The organism is Streptomyces sp. NBC_01224, assembly GCF_036002945.1.
In the GTDB taxonomy this organism is placed as follows: Bacteria; Actinomycetota; Actinomycetes; order Streptomycetales; family Streptomycetaceae; genus Streptomyces.
Genome location: NZ_CP108529.1, coordinates 754,474 through 771,576, shown reverse-complemented (window position 1 = coordinate 771,576; position 17,103 = coordinate 754,474). Strand labels below are relative to the sequence as shown.

13 protein-coding genes are annotated in these 17,103 nt (G+C 68.5%); 8 read left to right on the top strand and 5 right to left on the bottom strand.

From position 1 onward, the window contains the following. The first annotated feature begins 197 nt into the window (after window positions 1-197). Window positions 198-1,016, top strand: coding sequence for an SAM-dependent methyltransferase (locus OG609_RS03390; protein ID WP_327271373.1), 819 nt, complete (start codon window positions 198-200; stop codon window positions 1,014-1,016). Then, complete coding sequence (locus OG609_RS03385; RefSeq protein ID WP_327271372.1) at window positions 1,013-3,187, top strand: putative bifunctional diguanylate cyclase/phosphodiesterase; 2,175 nt, start codon at window positions 1,013-1,015, stop codon at window positions 3,185-3,187. The genes OG609_RS03390 and OG609_RS03385 overlap by 4 nt, the downstream gene beginning before the upstream one ends. Before the next feature lie 129 nt (window positions 3,188-3,316). On the opposite strand, the gene OG609_RS03380 is transcribed toward OG609_RS03385, so the two are convergent. Further along, entirely contained in the window at window positions 3,317-4,207 is an 891-nt protein-coding gene (locus OG609_RS03380; RefSeq protein ID WP_266355367.1) for a LysR family transcriptional regulator, read from the bottom strand. Between the two features lie 95 nt (window positions 4,208-4,302). On the opposite strand from OG609_RS03380, the gene OG609_RS03375 reads away from it, so the two are divergent. Genes OG609_RS03375 through OG609_RS03365 form a run of 3 tightly spaced genes read left to right on the top strand, consistent with a single transcriptional unit; the run spans window position 4,303 to window position 7,704 of the window. Further along, window positions 4,303-5,010 carry a succinate dehydrogenase gene (locus OG609_RS03375; protein ID WP_114248013.1) on the top strand — a complete coding sequence of 236 codons (708 nt, stop codon included), beginning with the start codon at window positions 4,303-4,305 and terminating at the stop codon, window positions 5,008-5,010. Between the two features lies 1 nt (window position 5,011). Next, entirely contained in the window at window positions 5,012-6,961 is a 1,950-nt protein-coding gene (locus OG609_RS03370; RefSeq protein WP_327271371.1) for a fumarate reductase/succinate dehydrogenase flavoprotein subunit, read from the top strand. Continuing rightward, entirely contained in the window at window positions 6,958-7,704 is a 747-nt protein-coding gene (locus tag OG609_RS03365; protein WP_327271370.1) for a succinate dehydrogenase/fumarate reductase iron-sulfur subunit, read from the top strand. The genes OG609_RS03370 and OG609_RS03365 overlap by 4 nt, the downstream gene beginning before the upstream one ends. Before the next feature lie 72 nt (window positions 7,705-7,776). Here the strand turns inward: OG609_RS03365 and OG609_RS03360 are convergent, their stop codons facing one another. The 3 genes from OG609_RS03360 to OG609_RS03350 form a co-directional block, all read right to left on the bottom strand. Next, on the bottom strand, window positions 7,777-9,540 hold the full coding sequence (locus tag OG609_RS03360) for a glycosyl hydrolase family 18 protein (protein WP_327271369.1): 1,764 nt from the start codon (window positions 9,538-9,540) through the stop codon (window positions 7,777-7,779). 248 nt (window positions 9,541-9,788) lie between these two features. Continuing rightward, window positions 9,789-12,212: an excinuclease ABC subunit UvrA gene (locus OG609_RS03355; protein WP_327271368.1), complete on the bottom strand. Its 2,424-nt coding sequence runs from the start codon at window positions 12,210-12,212 to the stop codon at window positions 9,789-9,791. Window positions 12,213-12,428: 216 nt separating this feature from the next. Further along, window positions 12,429-13,820: a polysaccharide pyruvyl transferase family protein gene (locus OG609_RS03350; RefSeq protein ID WP_327271367.1), complete on the bottom strand. Its 1,392-nt coding sequence runs from the start codon at window positions 13,818-13,820 to the stop codon at window positions 12,429-12,431. 821 nt (window positions 13,821-14,641) lie between these two features. Between OG609_RS03350 and OG609_RS03345 the strand changes: the two genes are divergently transcribed. Both OG609_RS03345 and OG609_RS03340 read left to right on the top strand, forming a co-directional pair. Then, on the top strand, window positions 14,642-14,791 hold the full coding sequence (locus OG609_RS03345) for a hypothetical protein (protein WP_327271366.1): 150 nt from the start codon (window positions 14,642-14,644) through the stop codon (window positions 14,789-14,791). A gap of 12 nt (window positions 14,792-14,803) precedes the next feature. Next, window positions 14,804-15,292 carry a phosphatase domain-containing protein gene (locus OG609_RS03340; RefSeq protein WP_327271365.1) on the top strand — a complete coding sequence of 163 codons (489 nt, stop codon included), beginning with the start codon at window positions 14,804-14,806 and terminating at the stop codon, window positions 15,290-15,292. Between the two features lie 51 nt (window positions 15,293-15,343). Here the strand turns inward: OG609_RS03340 and OG609_RS03335 are convergent, their stop codons facing one another. Further along, window positions 15,344-15,559: a dodecin gene (locus OG609_RS03335; RefSeq protein WP_266355349.1), complete on the bottom strand. Its 216-nt coding sequence runs from the start codon at window positions 15,557-15,559 to the stop codon at window positions 15,344-15,346. Between the two features lie 202 nt (window positions 15,560-15,761). Between OG609_RS03335 and OG609_RS03330 the strand changes: the two genes are divergently transcribed. Beyond that, window positions 15,762-17,018 (top strand): extracellular solute-binding protein, encoded by a 1,257-nt coding sequence (locus OG609_RS03330; protein ID WP_327271364.1) that lies wholly within the window; start codon window positions 15,762-15,764, stop codon window positions 17,016-17,018. The last annotated feature ends 85 nt before the right edge of the window (window positions 17,019-17,103 follow it).

Below are 17,103 nucleotides of genomic sequence, written 5' to 3'. Positions count from 1 at the left end.
CAGCGCCCCTCCGGGGCCGGTCCGCCACCGAATGTCACACGCAGCGACGGACCGGTTGCACATGCCACTGGTGTGTGACCAATAACGGACGGCTAATTTCCGTTTCTGCTCGCTCTCCTGGCGGTCGATCAGTAGCCTCTGGTCAACACTGACCATGAACATGGCCGGATCGCCGTGGCGACTTGTTGGAGACATCGATGGAGCGTCCCGCCTGGGCACCGCAAGGCATAGACATTTCGGTGCCGAGCGTGTCTCGCATGTACGACTTCTATCTGGGCGGATCGCACAATTTCGAGGTGGACCGGGAAGCGGCTCGCAAGGCCATGGAGTTCATGCCGGGACTCCCCAAGATCATGCAGGCGAATCGCGCCTTTATGCGCAGGGCCGTGCGATATGCGGTGAGCCAGGGCATCACCCAGTTTCTGGACATCGGTTCCGGAATACCGACTTTCGGGAATGTGCACGAAGTCGCACAGGCGGCCGACCCCGAGGCCCGGGTGGCGTATGTCGATCACGACCCCGTTGCGGTCGCGCACAGCCGGGCCGTACTCGAAGGAAACGACCGGGCGGTGATCGCCGCCGCGGATCTGCGCCGCCCGCAGGAGATCGTGAAAAGCCCGGCGATCACCGAACTGCTCGACCTGGACCGACCGGTGGCTCTGCTGCTCGTCGCCGTACTCCACTTCATCGAGGACTCCGAGGACCCGCACACCTCGGTCGCCGAACTGCGCGAGCAACTCGCCCCCGGCAGCCTCATCGTCATCACCCACGCCTCGTACGAGGGGATTCCGCTCACCCGGGAGCAGGCGGGCGGCGCGGTCGGCGTCTACAACAACATCCGCAACCCGCTGGTCATGCGGTCGCGTGAAGAGATCGCCCGCTTCTTCGAGGGATACGAGATGGTCGAGCCCGGACTCGTGTCCATGCCGAACTGGCGCCCCGACACTCCCCACGCGGTGGAGCACGAGGACCCATTTGCCTTCTCGGGCTTCGCAGGGGTGGGACGCAAGGCGTGAGCATTCCCGCCCAGTCGTCCGGAGCGCCCGACACGGAGCCCGACGGGCCCGAGGACCGGCTCCGGAGATTCGCCACGATCTGGAGCCGGGCCACCTTCCCGGCGACAGCCACCTCCATGACGCGCACGGAGTTCGAACAGCATCTGCTGCCGCTGGCCCGCGGGCTCAGCGACATCCTGCACGCGCGGCCCTTCGACGCGACGCCCGCGAGCGACGTGGGCGTCGCCCTTGTGGCCGCGCACTGCACGGACCCGGACGCACTCAGCAGCACGCTCGGCGTCATCGACTCCTACCTCGTGCTCTACTGCGGAAGCAACGGCGCGACGGCGCTGTCGACCGAGGACAGCAGAGCCCGCTGCGCCCGGATACAGCATGCCCTCGCCGGCGGCTTCACCCATGCGCTGCGCGAGCGGACCCTCGCCGAACAGGAGGCCATCGCCCGCTCGGCGCTCACCGCCCGCTCGGACGCCGAGCAGGCTCTGCACGCCACCGAGGCACGCTTTCGCGCCGTCTTCAAGGACGCGGCCATCGGCATCGGGATCGCCGACCTGGACGGCAATGTGCTGGAGGTCAACGACACGCTCACCCGGATGTTCGGCGGGCTCGAACACCATGTGCGCAGCCACAAGCTCAACGAGTGGGTCCACCCCGAGGACTCGCCGCAGGTATGGAAGTACTACAACGAGCTGGTACGTGGCGAACGCGAGCACTACCGGGTCGAGAAGCCGTACTACCGCAATGACGGCACCGTGCTGTGGACCAATCTGACGGTGTCACTGCTGCGCGACTCCGAGGGCAGGCCGGAGTATCAGCTGGCGTTGATGGAGGACACCACGGAGCGTCGGCTGCTCAACCTGCGGCTGCGGTACGAGGCCACGCATGACGCGCTCACCGGCCTGCCCAACCGGACGCTGTTCTTCGAACGGCTGGAGAAGGCGCTCTCCGCCGACGACAGCAGCCGCTTCGGCCTGTGCTACCTGGACCTCGACGGCTTCAAGGCGATCAACGACAGCCTCGGCCACGCGTCGGGGGACCGGCTGCTGGTCGAGGTGGCCGACCGGCTGCAGAGCTGTGCGACCGCGCCCGGCGAGATGGTGGCTCGGCTCGGCGGCGACGAGTTCGTGGCCCTGACCACCGGCCCCGACACCCGGACGGAGGTCGACGAGCTGGCCTGCCGCATCCTCGGCGTGCTCGGAACCCCGATCCGGCTGGAGGGCCGTGAGCTGACCGTACGCGGCTCCATCGGGGTCGTCGAAGGGCCGGCCGGTGAACGCAGCGCCGCCGAGGTACTGCGCAGCGCCGACATCACGATGTACCGGGCCAAGTCGGCGGGCGGCAACCGCTTCGAGCTCGCCGACGCCGAGGCGGATGCCCGTGCCATCACCCGGCACGGGCTGACCACCGCGCTGCCCGCCGCCCTGGAGCGCGGTGAGTTCTTCATCGAGTACCAGCCCCTCGTACACCTCGGCGACGGCACGGTGCACGGCGCGGAGGCACTGGTGCGCTGGTGCCACCCGCAGCACGGGGTGCTCGGTCCCGACCGGTTCATCCCGCTCGCCGAGGACACCGGGCTGATCGTGCCGCTCGGCCGCTGGGTGCTGGAGGAGTCCGTGCGGCAGGCCCACTTCTGGCAGGAGCGGCACAGCGACGGCGGTCCGCTGCGGATAAACGTCAACCTCTCGCCGACCCAGTTGCACCATCCGCGGCTGGTCGCCGAGACGGTCGACGTGCTGGAGCGGTCGGGGCTCGAACCCGGGGCCCTGTGCCTGGAGGTCACCGAGTCCGCGCTCATCGGAGCGGACGACGATCTGCTGAAGCCACTGCGGCAACTGGCGGAAATGGGCGTCGACATAGCACTCGACGACTTCGGCACCGGGTACTCGAACCTGGCGAACCTGCGCAGGCTTCCGGTGAGCGTCCTCAAGCTGGACCGTTCCTTCACGCAGGGCATGCAGCAGCATCCGGCGGATCCGGTCGATCTGAAGATCGTCGAGGGAATCGTCTCGCTGGCCCACAGCCTGGACCTCGCGGTCACGGTGGAGGGTGTGGAGACCGGGGCCCAGGCGGAGCAGCTGCGGGAGCTGGGGTGCGACACGGCCCAGGGGTGGTACTACGCCCGCCCCGGTGCGCCCGACCGGATCCACTCACTGCTGCTGGCCGACGCGGTGTGAGGGGGCGGGGAGTGAAGGCGCCGAGGCCGTCCGGTCGACGTCTCGTCGTCAATCGCGAAGAACAAGCCCGTCCGGCGATGGGGGACAAAGGGCGGCCGTGGGCCGCGTGACAGGCGGCCCGTGACCGGCTCAGGCCCGGCCGGCTGCGAGTACCACCTTCTGCAGCTCGCGCGCCGCGCGCGGTGGGGCCACATCGCTGCGGTGCGCGAGCGCGATCGTGCGCCGCAGGCCCGGGCGGGCCAGCGGTGTGGTCCGCAGGTCGTGGCCGGCCCGGACGGCGACCATGCTGGGCACCACAGCGATCCCGAGTCCCGCCCGGACGAAGCCGAGCACCGCGTCCATCTCCCCGCCCTCCACCGTGAACGACGGCTCGAAGCCCTCCGCGCGGCAGGCGGCGACCGTCAGCTCGCGCAGGTCGTAGCCGTGCCGGAACATCACCAGGGATTCCCCCTGGAGGTCGGCGATCCTCACGCTCCCGCCCCGGCCGGGCCGCGGCGCCTGTGCCGACGACACCACGACCAGATCCTCCTGGAGCAGCTCGACCGTGGTGAGCGCGGGGGACGCCGCGGGCAGCGGCAGCACGATCAGGGCCAGATCGAGTGCTCCGCGCGCCAGCTCCCGCACGAGGTCGAGCGAGCCGCCCTCCTCCAGCAGCAGCTGGATTCCCGGATGCCGGTCGTGAAAGGCGCGCAGTACGTCGGGGAGCAGGCCCGTACAGAGACTGGGCGTGGCGCCCAGCCGGACCCGGCCCCGGCGCAGCTGAGCCAGCTCCTGCACCTCGTGGCGTGCGGTGTCGGCGTCGGCGAGGATGCGCCGGGCGAGCGGCAGCAGGGCCTCGCCCGCATCGGTCAGGGTGATGTTGCCGCGGGCCCTGCTGAACAGCTCCGCCCCCAGCTCGTTCTCCAGCGCTCTGATCTGCTGGGAGAGCGAGGGCTGTGAAACGTGCACCTCTTCAGCGGCGCGGGTGAAGTGACGGGTCTCGGCCACGGCCACGAAGTACGTCAGCTGCTGGAATTGCATACACTCAGCATAGCGGCCACAATAGTCCACGCCTATGAAGATGAGCTGCTCCATGTCTTGGACTGATGGGGTCTTTCGGCCCTAGCGTCGTGTCCATGGCATTGGCAACACGGACGGACCGACGGCCGTCCATGACGCGTACGCTCTGGGACTCGTCCGTCGGCAAGAAGACGATCATGGCCGTGAGTGGCCTGATCATGCTCCTCTACTTGGTTGTCCATATGATCGGCAACCTGAAGATCTTCTTCGGGTCCGGTGAGTTCAACCATTACGCGCACTGGCTGCGGACCATGGGCGAGCCCTTCCTGCACTACGAGTGGGCCCTGTGGATCGTCCGCGTCGTGCTCGTCGCCGCCGTCGTGCTGCACGCCACCTCCGCATACCAGCTGAGCCGGCGCGACATCAAGGCACGGCCCAGCAAGTACGTCCACAAGAAGCCCAGGGCGAGCTATGCCACGCGGACCATGCGCTGGGGCGGGATCATCCTCGCCCTGTTCATCGTCTGGCACATTCTCGACCTGACGACGGGCACCGTGCACTCCGGCGGATTCCAGTCCGGGCACCCGTACCAGAACGTCATCGACACCTTCTCCACCTGGTACGGCAACACCATCTACATCGTCGCCATGCTCGCCCTCGGACTCCACGTCCAGCACGGCTTCTGGAGCGCCGCCCAGACCCTCGGCGCGGGAAACGCGACCCGCGACCGAGCCCTCAAGACCATCGCCAACGTCCTCGCACTGGTGCTGACGGTGGGCTTCATCTCCGTACCCGTCGCCGTCATGACCGGAGTCGTGAGCTGACATGACCGACTATTCGCACTACGAGACGGGCGCACCCGTCGTCGACACCAAGTCGCCCGAAGGCCCCGTCGCCGAACGCTGGGACACCCGCCGTTTCCAGGCGAAGCTGGTCAACCCCGCCAACCGCCGCAAGCACACCGTCATCGTCGTCGGCACCGGCCTCGCCGGCGGCTCGGCCGGGGCGACGCTGGCCGAACAGGGCTACCACGTCGTCCAGTTCTGCTTCCAGGACTCGCCCCGCCGCGCCCACTCCGTCGCCGCCCAGGGCGGCATCAACGCCGCGAAGAACTACCGCAACGACGGCGACTCGATCCACCGGCTCTTCTACGACACGGTCAAGGGCGGCGACTTCCGCGCCCGCGAGTCCAATGTCCACCGGCTCGCCCAGATCTCCGTGGAGATCATCGACCAGTGCGTCGCCCAGGGCGTCCCCTTCGCCCGCGAGTACGGCGGCCTCCTGGACAACCGCTCCTTCGGCGGCGTACAGGTCTCCCGTACCTTCTACGCCCGCGGCCAGACAGGACAGCAACTCCTCCTCGGCGCCTACCAGGCGCTGTCCCGGCAGATCGCGGCCGGCAACGTCGAACTGCACGCCCGCACCGAGATGCTCGACCTGATCATCGTCGACGGCAAGGCCCGCGGCATCGTCGCCCGCGACCTGGTCACCGGGAAGATCGACACCTACTTCGCCGACGCGGTCGTGCTGGCCAGCGGCGGCTACGGCAACGTCTTCTACCTGTCGACGAACGCCATGAACTCCAACGCCACCGCCATCTGGCGCGCCCACCGCCGCGGCGCGTACTTCGCCAACCCGTGCTTCACCCAGATCCACCCCACCTGCATCCCGCGCACCGGCGACCACCAGTCCAAGCTGACGCTGATGAGCGAGTCGCTGCGCAACGACGGCCGGATCTGGGTGCCGAAGGCCAAGGGCGACAACCGCCCCGCGAACGAGATCCCCGAGGACGAGCGCGACTACTACCTGGAGCGCATCTACCCGGCCTTCGGCAACCTCGTGCCGCGTGACATCGCCTCGCGCGCCGCGAAGAACGTCTGCGACGAGGGCCGCGGTGTCGGCCCCGGCGGACAGGGCGTCTACCTCGACTTCGCCGAAGCCATCCAGCGGATGGGCAGGGCCAAGGTCGAGGAGAAGTACGGCAACCTCTTCGACATGTACGCGCGGATCACCGCGGAGAACCCGTACGAGACCCCGATGCGCATCTACCCGGCCGTGCACTACACGATGGGCGGACTCTGGGTCGACTACGACCTCCAGACCACCATCCCCGGCCTCTTCGCCATCGGCGAAGCCAACTTCTCCGACCACGGCGCCAACCGGCTCGGCGCCTCGGCGCTGATGCAGGGCCTCGCCGACGGCTACTTCGTCCTGCCGTCGACCATCAATGACTACCTGGCCCGCAACCCGCACCACGACGAGGTCGACGCCTCGCACCCGGCCGTCGAAGAGGTCGTGGCGGACACCGAGGACCGGCTGAACCTGCTGCTCTCCGTCGACGGCGACCGCACCCCCGACTCCTTCCACCGCGAGATCGGTGAACTCATGTGGGAGTACTGCGGCATGGCCCGCACCGAGGAGGGGCTGCGCAAGGCCCTCGACCGGATCCCGCAGATCCGCGACGAGTTCTGGCGCCGCATCAAGGTTCCCGGCGCCGGCGACGAGTTCAACCAGTCGCTGGAGAAGGCCAACCGCATCGTCGACTACCTGGAGCTCGCCGAGCTCATGTGCCTCGACGCCCTGCACCGCGCCGAGTCCTGCGGAGGCCACTTCCGCGAGGAGTCACAGACCCCCGACGGCGAAGCCGCCCGCCGGGACGAGGAATTCTCCTACGCCGCCGCCTGGGAGTTCTCCGGCACCGGCGAGGCACCCGTTCTGCACAAGGAAGACCTCGTCTTCGAGTACGTCCACCCCACTCAGCGGAGCTACGCATGAAGCTCACCCTGCGCGTCTGGCGCCAGAAGAACGCCGACGCCCCCGGCGCCATGTCCACCTACGAGGTGGACGGCATCTCGCAGGACATGTCGTTCCTGGAAATGCTCGACACCCTCAACGAGGAACTCATTCTCGCCGACGACGACCCCGTCGCCTTCGACCACGACTGCCGCGAAGGCATCTGCGGCGCCTGCAGCCTTGTCATCAACGGTGATGCCCACGGCCCCGAGCGCACCACCACCTGCCAGCTCCACATGCGGTCCTTCCAGGACGGCGACACGATCGACATCGAACCGTGGCGCGCCTCCGCCTTCCCGGTCGTCAAGGACCTGGTGGTGGACCGCTCGGCCTTCGACCGGATCATCCAGGCGGGTGGCTACATCTCCGCCCCGACCGGCACCGCCCCCGAGGCGCACGCCACACCGGTGCCCAAGCCGGACGCCGACTTCGCCTTCGAACACGCCGAGTGCATCGGCTGCGGCGCCTGCGTCGCGGCCTGCCCCAACGGCTCGGCGATGCTCTTCACGTCGGCGAAGATCAACCACCTCAATGTCCTGCCGCAGGGCGCCCCCGAGCGCGAGACCCGGGTGCTCGACATGGTCGGACAGATGGACAGCGAGGGCTTCGGCGGCTGCACCCTCACCGGCGAGTGCGCCACGGCCTGCCCGAAGGGCATTCCGCTGCCGTCGATCTCGGCCATGAACAAGGAGTGGCTGCGGGCGACCCGGAAGGTGCACCGCTGAGACCACGGCCGAGTTCCTGGCCCCGGAGGCCGCCCACCTCAGGGGCCAGGAAGTCTCAGCGGCTCAGGCAGGTCACGACGTCACCGAGATGTCGTCGCCGTAGACCGTGCCCTGCCCGTACCAGCCGTGCAGATAGACGGTCACCGTGCCGGTAGAGCCGGTGGTGAACGCCACCGACTGCTTGGCATAGCCGCTCGACGAACCCCAGGTGCTCGCCGAGGCGTCGCCCCGCACACCGAGGTAGCCGTAGTTGCCCTGCACCCAACCGCTCAGTGTGTACTTGGTGTTGGGGGACAGCGTGAGCGTCTGCGTGCACTCGCCCGTCCGGGACGAGCCGGCCGCCGCAGCGAGCGCGTGCGAACCGCCGTGCACAGGAGTGGAGACGACCGCGCCGCCGGATTCACAGGTCCAGGGACTCAGCGAACCCGTCTCGAAGTCGCCGTTCACCAGTGCGCCGGTGCCGCCACCCGGACCCGACACCGTCAGGGTGAAGGTCGCCGCGTGGCTGAGCGTGCCCGCGGTGCCGGTCACATTGATCCGGTAGGTGCCGGGCGCCGCGGAAGCCGACGCGTCGACCGTCAGCTTCGACGCACCCCCTGCGGTCACCGAGGCCGGGCTGAGGTTCGCCGTCACCCCGGCGGGAGCCCCGCTCGTCGTCAGCGCGACGGTCTTCGCGTTGCCGGAGGTGACCGCGGTGTTCACGGTCGCCGTTGTGGAGCCACCGGGGGCGACTGTGGCCGAACCGGGTGCGACGGCCACCGAGTAGTCGTCCGTCACCGGACCGGTGCCGCTCGTGAAGGGCTCGAAGGTGTGGGAGAAGTACCACGTGTCCTGCGCGATGCCGGAGCAGCTGTCGCTGCCCCCGGTGCCGGGGCAGCCACCGTTGTCGCGTTGCAGCGCCCAGAACGACAGGGTGCTGACGCCCTTGGACACGGCCCAGTTGTAGACCGAGGTGGCGTCGGCCGTGGTGAACGTCTCGGCCGGGCCGTAGTCGTCGATGCCCGGCATCTCGATGATGCCGGTCATGCTCCACAGCTGGGCGTCGGTCCTCGCCGGGTACAGGCCGGCCAGCTGGCCCTTCAGGCCGGTGATCGCCGTCTGGGTGTCCTGCGCCATGTTGTGCGAGGCGCCGTCGTAGTAGTCGAACGTCATGAGGTTCACGACGTCGACCCTGGCGCCGTTGGACACGGCGTTCTCCAGCACCGCCAGACCGCTGTCGGCGAGACCGCTCGTGGTGGTGGGCAGGGTGTAGGAGATCTGCACCGAACGCCCGTTGGCGGCGGCCCAGTCCTGCACCTTCTTGATCGCCTTGTTGCGGCGGTCGATTCCTGCGCTGTTCTCCAGCGAGTTGTCCTCGATGTCCATGTCGAGGCGGGACACGTCGTAGGTCGTGATGACCTTCTCGTACGCCGCGGCGATCGAGTCGACGCTGGTGCAGCTGTCGGCGATCTCGGTGCCGCCGTTGTCGGCCGCGTAGCCGCCGAACGACGGGATCACATCGCCGCCGCGCGACCGGATGGTGGTGAAGTCGGCGCCGAACTCGGACGGTGCGATGGGCCGGCCCGAATCGCCGTTCCAGTACGGGGTGCAGGAACCGCGGGCCTCCGTCTGGACGAAGGCCATGGTCAGATACTTGGCACCGGACTGCTCGGAGAGAGCGGCCGGGCTGTCTCCGTTGTACGCCTCGAAGTAAGGGGCGAAGACATGCGCGGGCAGGGGCGTGGCGGCGGTCGTGGCGGCCTGCGCACCGGCGCCTGATCCGAGAATCAGGCCGGCGGACGCGATGGTCGTTGCCAGGACACTCAGGACTGCGCCGAGTGTTCTTGGACGTCTCATGGGGTGCTCCCAGCGGGGTGAGACAACGGGCGGATCGCACGGCTCAACCGCGCCCCGTCGGGGGCGCGGCCCGTTCCTGTGAATCCCGGCCGGGGGTCACGTGCCGCACGGCATGGAGCGGCCGTGAGGCATGCCCATGATTGGTCTGGACCAGCCTGTGGTCAATGTTCTTTGCCTTTTCATTTCCCATTGCTTGCCCGATGCGGCAACTCTCAGTGGAAACTGGGCAGTTGAAATCGATGGAATCCTCAGGCGAGACGGAGGGACGCCCTGAGGTACGCCGCCGTACGGCTGCCCTCCGCACGCGCGACCTCGGCGGGCGGTCCCGCCGCAACGATCCGGCCGCCCCGGTCGCCGCCGCCGGGACCGAGGTCGATCACCCGGTCGGCGCCCGCCACCACCGCCATGTCGTGCTCCACGACCACAACCGTGTTGCCCGCGTCGACCAGGCCGTGCAACTGCCGCATCAGCACCTCTACATCGGCAGGGTGCAGCCCGGTCGTCGGCTCGTCGAGCAGATACATGGTGTGGCCCCGGCGGGTGCGCTGGAGCTCGGCGGCGAGCTTGATCCGCTGGGCCTCACCCCCCGACAACTCCGTGGCGGGCTGACCGAGCCGCAGATAGCCGAGGCCGACGTCGAGCAGTGTCCGCAGACTGCGCTCGGCAGCGGGCGTACCGGCGAAGAAGCCGGCCGCCGACTCCACCGTCAGGTCCAGTACCTGCGCGATGTCGAGACCGCGCAGGGTGATCTCCAGGGTCTGAGGGTTGTACCGCGCACCGTGACAGTCGGGGCAGGGCGCGTACGTGCTGGGCAGGAAGAGCAGTTCGACGGAGACGAACCCCTCGCCCTGGCAGGTCTCGCACCGCCCGCCCGCCACGTTGAACGAGAACCGTCCGGCCTTGTAGCCGCGCTCGCGCGCCGTGTCCGTCTCGGTGAACAGCTTCCGTACGACATCGAAGAGCCCGGTGTACGTGGCCAGATTGGACCGAGGGGTACGGCCGATGGGCCTCTGATCGACCTGCACCAGACGGTCCACCGCCTCCAGTCCCTCCGCCGACGCGCACCCGGGTGTGGGACGCTCGGTGGGGAGGTCGGCGGTGGCGGAGGCCTGCCGGTCGGCGAGGACACCGGCCAGCACCTGACCGACCAGGGTCGACTTCCCCGACCCCGAGACGCCGGTGACGGCCGTGAACACCCCGAGCGGAAACTCCGCGTCCACCCCCCGCACATTGTGGCGGTCGACCCCGTTCAGCTTCAGCCACCCCGACGGCGTACGCACCTCCCGCACCGGAGCGGGTCCGTCGTCGAAGAGGAAGCGCCGGGTCGCCGACTCCGCCACTGCCGCAAGTCCGGCCGGGGGGCCGCTGTGCAGCACCCGGCCCCCGTGCTCACCGGCCAGCGGTCCCACATCGACCAGCCAGTCCGCCCGGCGCACCACATCCATCTGATGCTCCACGACGAAGACCGAGTTCCCGGCCTCCTTCAGCCGGCCGAGCACCCCCAGCAGCGACTCGGTGTCGGCCGGGTGCAGACCCGCCGACGGCTCGTCCAGCACATAGACGACACCGAACAGACCGGAGCGCAACTGGGTGGCGAGCCGCAGCCGTTGCAGCTCGCCGGAGGACAGTGTCGGAGCCGTGCGGTCGAGGCTGAGATAGCCGAGTCCGAGCTCGGTGACCGTCTCGATCCGGGCGAGCAGATCTGCCGTCAGCACCCGCGCCGTGTCACCGCCGCCCGCCTCGCGCAGCACCTCGGCGAGCGAGGTGAGCGCAAGCGCGGCGAGTTCGGCGATCGAACGGCCGGCGAAGGTGACGGCCATCGCCTCCGGACGCAGCCGACTGCCACCGCAGACCGGGCAGGGGGCACTGGTCAGGAAGCGCTCGGCCTTCGCCCGCAGAGTGCGGCTCTTGGAGTCCGCGAAGGTGTGCATCACATAACGGCGAGCACTCATGTACGTTCCCTGGTAAGGGCGTTGGATACGCCCCGCGTCACGCACCGGATGGACCGTCACCACCGGCTGCTCATCGGTGAACAGGATCCACTCCCGGTCCCCGGCGTCGAGCTCGCGCCACGGTCGGTCGATGTCGTAGCCCAGCGCATCCAGCACATCGCGCAGGTTCTTGCCCTGCCAGGCCCCCGGCCAGGCGGCGATCGCACCGTCCCGGATCGACAGCGAGGGGTCGGGTACGAGCAGCTCCTCGGTGGTGCGGTGGATACGGCCGAGACCGTGGCACTCAGGACACGCACCGGCGGCGGTGTTCGGTGAGAAGGAGTCGGAGTCCAGCCGTTCGGCACCGGCCGGGTAGTCCCCGGCGCGCGAGAACAGCATGCGCAGGGAGTTCGAGAGCGTGGTGACCGTCCCGACGGACGAACGGGCACCGGGCACCGAGCGGCGCTGCTCCAGCGAGACGGCGGGCGGCAGCCCGGTGACCTCGCCGACCGCGGGCGCACCGACCTGATGGATCAACCGGCGGGCGTACGGGGCGACGGACTCGAAGTAGCGGCGCTGCGCCTCGGCGTAGATCGTCCCGAACGCGAGGGAGGACTTCCCGGAGCCCGAGACGCCGGTGAACACGGTGAGTGTGTCGCGCGGGATGTCGACCGAGACGTCCTGGAGATTGTGTTCCCGGGCGCCGCGCACCCGGACGTACGGATCATGGGGGGTGGACATGTGCGCGGGGACTCCGTACGGATCGGGGCAGGGCCGGCAGCCTAGGGACAAACACTCCGATTCTAGGCGTCGGGGGTGGCTCAGGCGTGGCGAGGCCCGTAGGTACGGGACCGGTCGGCGCAGGGCTGCCGGACCATCTCCCCGGCCCCGGCCCCGGCCCCGGACGACCGGAGGCCGGTCCTGCCGGACCGGCCTCGGATCAGGTTCGGACTGGTCCTAGCGCGACGGGCGCAGGGCGCGCTTTATGGGCCTTCCCACGACACTGCGGGCCCGCTGGTACGTGGAGCGCTGGACGGGCACCGCGGTGCTCTTCGCGAGCTTCCGCTTGAGCTGCGTGTTCTGGGCGGTGAGGTCCGTCAGCTGGGACTGGAGCCAGTTGAGTCGCGCACCCATCGTGGAGGCGTCGGCTCCGACCCACGGGCGGATACCCGGAGGGAAGGCCAGCGAGCTCATCCGTGCCTCGAAGGCCGCACCGCTGTCACCATGGGTGAAGGTGTTCTCCAGGCCGTTCTTGTCGAGGAAGTTCATGAACCGGTCGAACCGCTCCTGGTGACCGCGCATCAGCGGCCCGAAGTCCGCCTCGGCGCAGAGGCCGGCGGGATCGAGGTCGAAGGGGGCGTCGGCGAGCATCCGGTGCGGGATGTCGAAGTAGCGGCACAGCTCCAGTGTCCGGGAGTCGCCGCAGAGCACGGTGGCGGGCGTTCCGGCCAGCAGCGCCGCGATGTTGCCGTGGATCCGGGAGCCGAAGGAGAAGTCGAAGCCCCGCAGATCGTCCATCCAGGTGACCGGGTCGATGTAGACCCGGACCTTGTCCTGCCCGTACATGGGGTGGTCGGGGTGGGTGGGGATGTCGGTCAGCGAGGCGTTCTGATGGGACAGGTCGCGCCAGTGCAGCTGACGTGCTTCGGAGAGGTTCTGGCCGATGAACCGGAGGTGGGGGTAGCGCGCGTGGGTGTGGTTGATGATCCGCCCGAGCTTGTGCTTCCGCACGGCGTCGTGCGATCCGTTGATGGCGATCCGGGACTCGGGCCCGAGCGCCCGGCCGCTCTGCCGGATGTCGATCCTGCTGCCGTTGAGGAACATCGAGGGACAGCCGATGACGTCCACGTCACGGAAACCCATGTCCCGCAGATACCGCTCGGTGAACTCCCCGCGCACGCCGATGGAGGCGCTGTGGTCGAGCACGGCCGAGACGAACGCGTGGACCGTCGGCTGCATGGGCTTCAGCCGGTCCGCGGAGTAGTTGACGCCGGTCTGGGCACCCACACCCGGGACCACGACCGGGATCTTCAGTTTCGAGATCAGCTGCGTCAGGCGCTCCAGCTGGCGCTCGAAGGACGGCCGGAAGGCATTGGCGAGCGGGATGACGAAGACGTCGTACTCGCTGTTGATCCGGTCGGCATCGGCGACCCTGGTGGCGATGCCGTTCGACACCACCTCCGAACGCGGCGTCTCCAGGATCTTGTGAGCGGCGTCGCTGAAGATCAGATTGCCTGAGTTGGTGGCGAACACGTCCTCATGGAGAGCTCGCTCGACAGGGACGACGTCGTAGGGGCTCTTCCCTGAACGCAGGAGTATTCGCTTCACATGGTTAACGTTGGATGCCACAAACCTGAATATAGCTTTACGAACGCTTTTGGTTCCATGCACATCCTGGACAACCTTTTGCGATCTGCGCGGAACGTAGGGACATGATCACACATCCGCGCGTGTGTGGGCGCGGGGGTTGTGCAACGGACGTCTCGGGGCGGTCCTCGTGAGGTCCTCGCGGCGCACTCTTGAGTGGCGGACGGCCCCGCCCGTACGCTGCGTCCTGCGCACGGGCGCGCCTACCGGGGAGGTGGAAGCGCCGTCATGGCCGATTCACTGTCCGAGGACGACATCCTCGAAGCGGTCGCCCGGCACACCGGCCGGCCCGGACAGGGGCCGCAGCCGCGGCGGACCGGCGCCGACATCGCTCAACTCCCGATGCTCGACCTGAGAATCGTCCGGTGCGTGGAGACTCGGACCACGCGGCCGGAGACCAGGCCCGGCACCTACGACACGTCGGGGCGGCCCACGTACGAAGGCGATCTGCGCGACCATCCGGTCGAGCCGCCCAAGGATCCGACGGTTTCGCGGACGGCGGAGTTCGTGCTCCGTGGCTCGGTGAGAACGGTGCCCTGCGGCTGCGACGAGGGACGCCAGCCGTGCTCGCGGTGCCGGGCCGAGGGAAAGCTGCGCTGTGACACCGGCCCGATGTGCCCGGCCTGCAAGGGTGTCGAGCCGTGCACCTGGTGCGATGGCACGGGCGAACGCCGCAAGGGCCGCACAACGGCCGAGTCGGCGCGGGAGAAGCCCGTTGTCAGGCGGGCCACCTGTGTGAAGTGCCGCAAACCCCACACCGCTTGTCCGGAATGTCGGGGATGGGGCACCAAGAAGTGTCCGCAGTGCGACGACACGGGCTTCAGGGTCTGCCCGGTCTGTTCGGGCGAGAGGTCGACGGAGCACACCCCTGGTCGCGGCGCCGGTCCCTGCGCGTCGCCGCAGCGGTGGCCGGGCTGGTCGTGCTGGTGCTCCTGGTGGTTGCGCTGGTCTGATTTGCTGGGGGAGTGAGAAGCGACCACCGGCCCCTGGCCGTATTCGACTTGGACGGCACGCTCGCGGACACCGGCCATCGGCAGCACTATCTGGAGGGTCGACGGCGCGACTGGAGCGGCTTCTTCTCCGCAGCCGTCGACGACCCGCCGCTTCCCGAAGGGGTGCGGCTGGTACTGAGCAGTGCCGAGGAATGCGAGGTCAGGTATCTCACCGGGCGGCCCGAGCGCTGCCGCCGGGGCACCGTGGCCTGGCTGGCGGGACAGGGGCTGCCCGAGGGGCGGTTGTACATGCGCCGCAACGACGACCGCAGGCCGGCCCGGCACACCAAGCTGGAGATCCTGAAGCGGCTGGGCCGGGAGCGTGAGGTGCGGATGCTGGTCGATGACGACGAACTCGTCTGCGATGCGGCGGAGCAGGCCGGCTTCGCCGTGGTGCGGGCCCGCTGGATGAAGGTATCGCCCCGGCTTGAGGACGCCCAGGAGCGTGAGGGCCGTACGTGATCCCGGCGTGGCGGCACCGGCCGGACGCGGCCCTGATCCGGTCGCGCCGGATCAGCTCGTCTCGTCGAGCCGGAAGCCCACTTTCAGGCCCACCTGATAGTGCTCGATCCGGCCATCCGTGATCTCTCCGCGAACCTGCGTGATCTCGAACCAATCGAGATTGTGCAACGTTTCCGAAGCTCTCGCGATGCCTCTGCGGATGGCGTCGTCGACGCCTTCATGAGAGGTTCCCACGATTTCCGTGACCCGATAGGTGTGATTCGACATCTTATGTCTCCTCTCGCTCCCTACCACGGTGCCCTACCCGGCCCGAGGGCGCGAGAGGTCGGTGTGCAGAATGCGTGATGAACGGGACTTGACCAGAGCAATGGTCCATACCAAAATCCAGCCACGCCCGTGCGAGCGCCGCCCGCATTCCCCCACACCGGGTTCTGGATTTCGTCGTGCCGTTTCGCAGAAGGTGAACCTGGTGAAGAACCGCATACTCGTCGGAGCCGTTGCGCTCGTTTCCACCTTTGCGCTGGGCGGATGCGGCTTCGTCCCGGGCTCGGAGGCGTCCAGCAGCAAAAAGGTCACGATCTGGCTGATGAAGGACAGCGTCTCGGCCGACTTCCTGAAGCGCTTCACGAAGGCGTACGAGGACGAACACCCCTCCGTCGAGCTCGAGTTCAAGATCCAGAGCTGGAGCGGCATCGGCCCGAAGGTCACCAATGCGCTCAACGGCAAGGACACCCCGGACGTCATCGAGGTCGGAAACACCCAGGTCCCCCAGTACGCGGAGAGCGGCGGGCTGCGCGACCTCACCCTGGAGTCCGCGCGTGACCTCGGCAGCGAGGACTGGCTGCCCGGTCTCGCCGACCCGGGCAGCATCGACGGCGTCCAGTACGGCATCCCCTGGTACGCAGCCAATCGAGTGGTGATCTACAACAAGGACCTCTTCGAGCAGGCCGGTATCAAGACCCCGCCGAAGACCCGGGACGAATGGATCGCGGACAGCGCACAGCTGAACCGGAACGGCAATCAGGGCATCTACCTCGCCGGCCAGAACTGGTATGTCTTCGCCGGATTCATCTGGGACGAGGGCGGCGAACTGGCCGAGGAGGGGGGCGGCGACTGGGAAGGTGCCCTGGACAGCCCCGGCGCAATCAGGGGCATGAGCTTCTACAAGGAACTCCAGGCGCTCGGTGACGGCCCCAAGGACGCGGACGAGGAAAGGCCCCCGCAGGCCAAGGTCTTCGCCAAGGGCGACGTCGCGCAGATCATTTCGGTGCCCGGCACCGCCGCGCAGATCGAGCAGCTGAACCCCGAACTCAAGGGAAAGCTGGGCTACTTCCCGATCCCGGGCAAGTCCGCGAAGGCCCCCGGCTCCGTGTTCACCGGCGGGTCCGATCTGATCGTTCCGCAGAAGGCGAGTCAGGGCACCGCGGGTATTGATGTGATCAAGGCGCTTGCGGGCCGGAAGTGGCAGGAGGAACTCGCCAGGACCATGAGCTACGTGCCCAACAAGCCCGGTCTCGCGCGTGCCATCCTGGGGCAGGAAGGTACCGCGGCGATGGCCCGGGGCGCCACGAAGGGGCGTGCGACGCCCAACTCGCCGCAGTGGGCGAATGTCGAGGCCGTCAACCCGATCAAGCCGTACATGACGGCTGTCCTCCAGGGCGGCGACCCGCAGGAAGAGGCGAAGGCGGCCTCGCAGAAGATCACCGACCAGCTCGCGGGCGGCTGACACACCCAGTATTGATCCGCTCGGACACACCCGGGATTCAGCCTTCGCACATCCCGGCTCCTCCATGCGGTCATGTCGAATCCAG

What these genes read in the sequence shown, in the direction of transcription:
- OG609_RS03390 (WP_327271373.1), top strand. Translation starts at nt 198, where the DNA reads ATGGAGCGTCCCGCCTGGGCACCGCAAGGCATAGACATTTCGGTGCCG.
- OG609_RS03380 (WP_266355367.1), bottom strand. Translation starts at nt 4,207, where the DNA reads ATGCAATTCCAGCAGCTGACGTACTTCGTGGCCGTGGCCGAGACCCGT.
- OG609_RS03375 (WP_114248013.1), top strand. Translation starts at nt 4,303, where the DNA reads ATGGCATTGGCAACACGGACGGACCGACGGCCGTCCATGACGCGTACG.
- OG609_RS03370 (WP_327271371.1), top strand. Translation starts at nt 5,012, where the DNA reads ATGACCGACTATTCGCACTACGAGACGGGCGCACCCGTCGTCGACACC.
- OG609_RS03365 (WP_327271370.1), top strand. Translation starts at nt 6,958, where the DNA reads ATGAAGCTCACCCTGCGCGTCTGGCGCCAGAAGAACGCCGACGCCCCC.
- OG609_RS03360 (WP_327271369.1), bottom strand. Translation starts at nt 9,540, where the DNA reads ATGAGACGTCCAAGAACACTCGGCGCAGTCCTGAGTGTCCTGGCAACG.
- OG609_RS03355 (WP_327271368.1), bottom strand. Translation starts at nt 12,212, where the DNA reads ATGTCCACCCCCCATGATCCGTACGTCCGGGTGCGCGGCGCCCGGGAA.
- OG609_RS03335 (WP_266355349.1), bottom strand. Translation starts at nt 15,559, where the DNA reads ATGTCGAATCACACCTATCGGGTCACGGAAATCGTGGGAACCTCTCAT.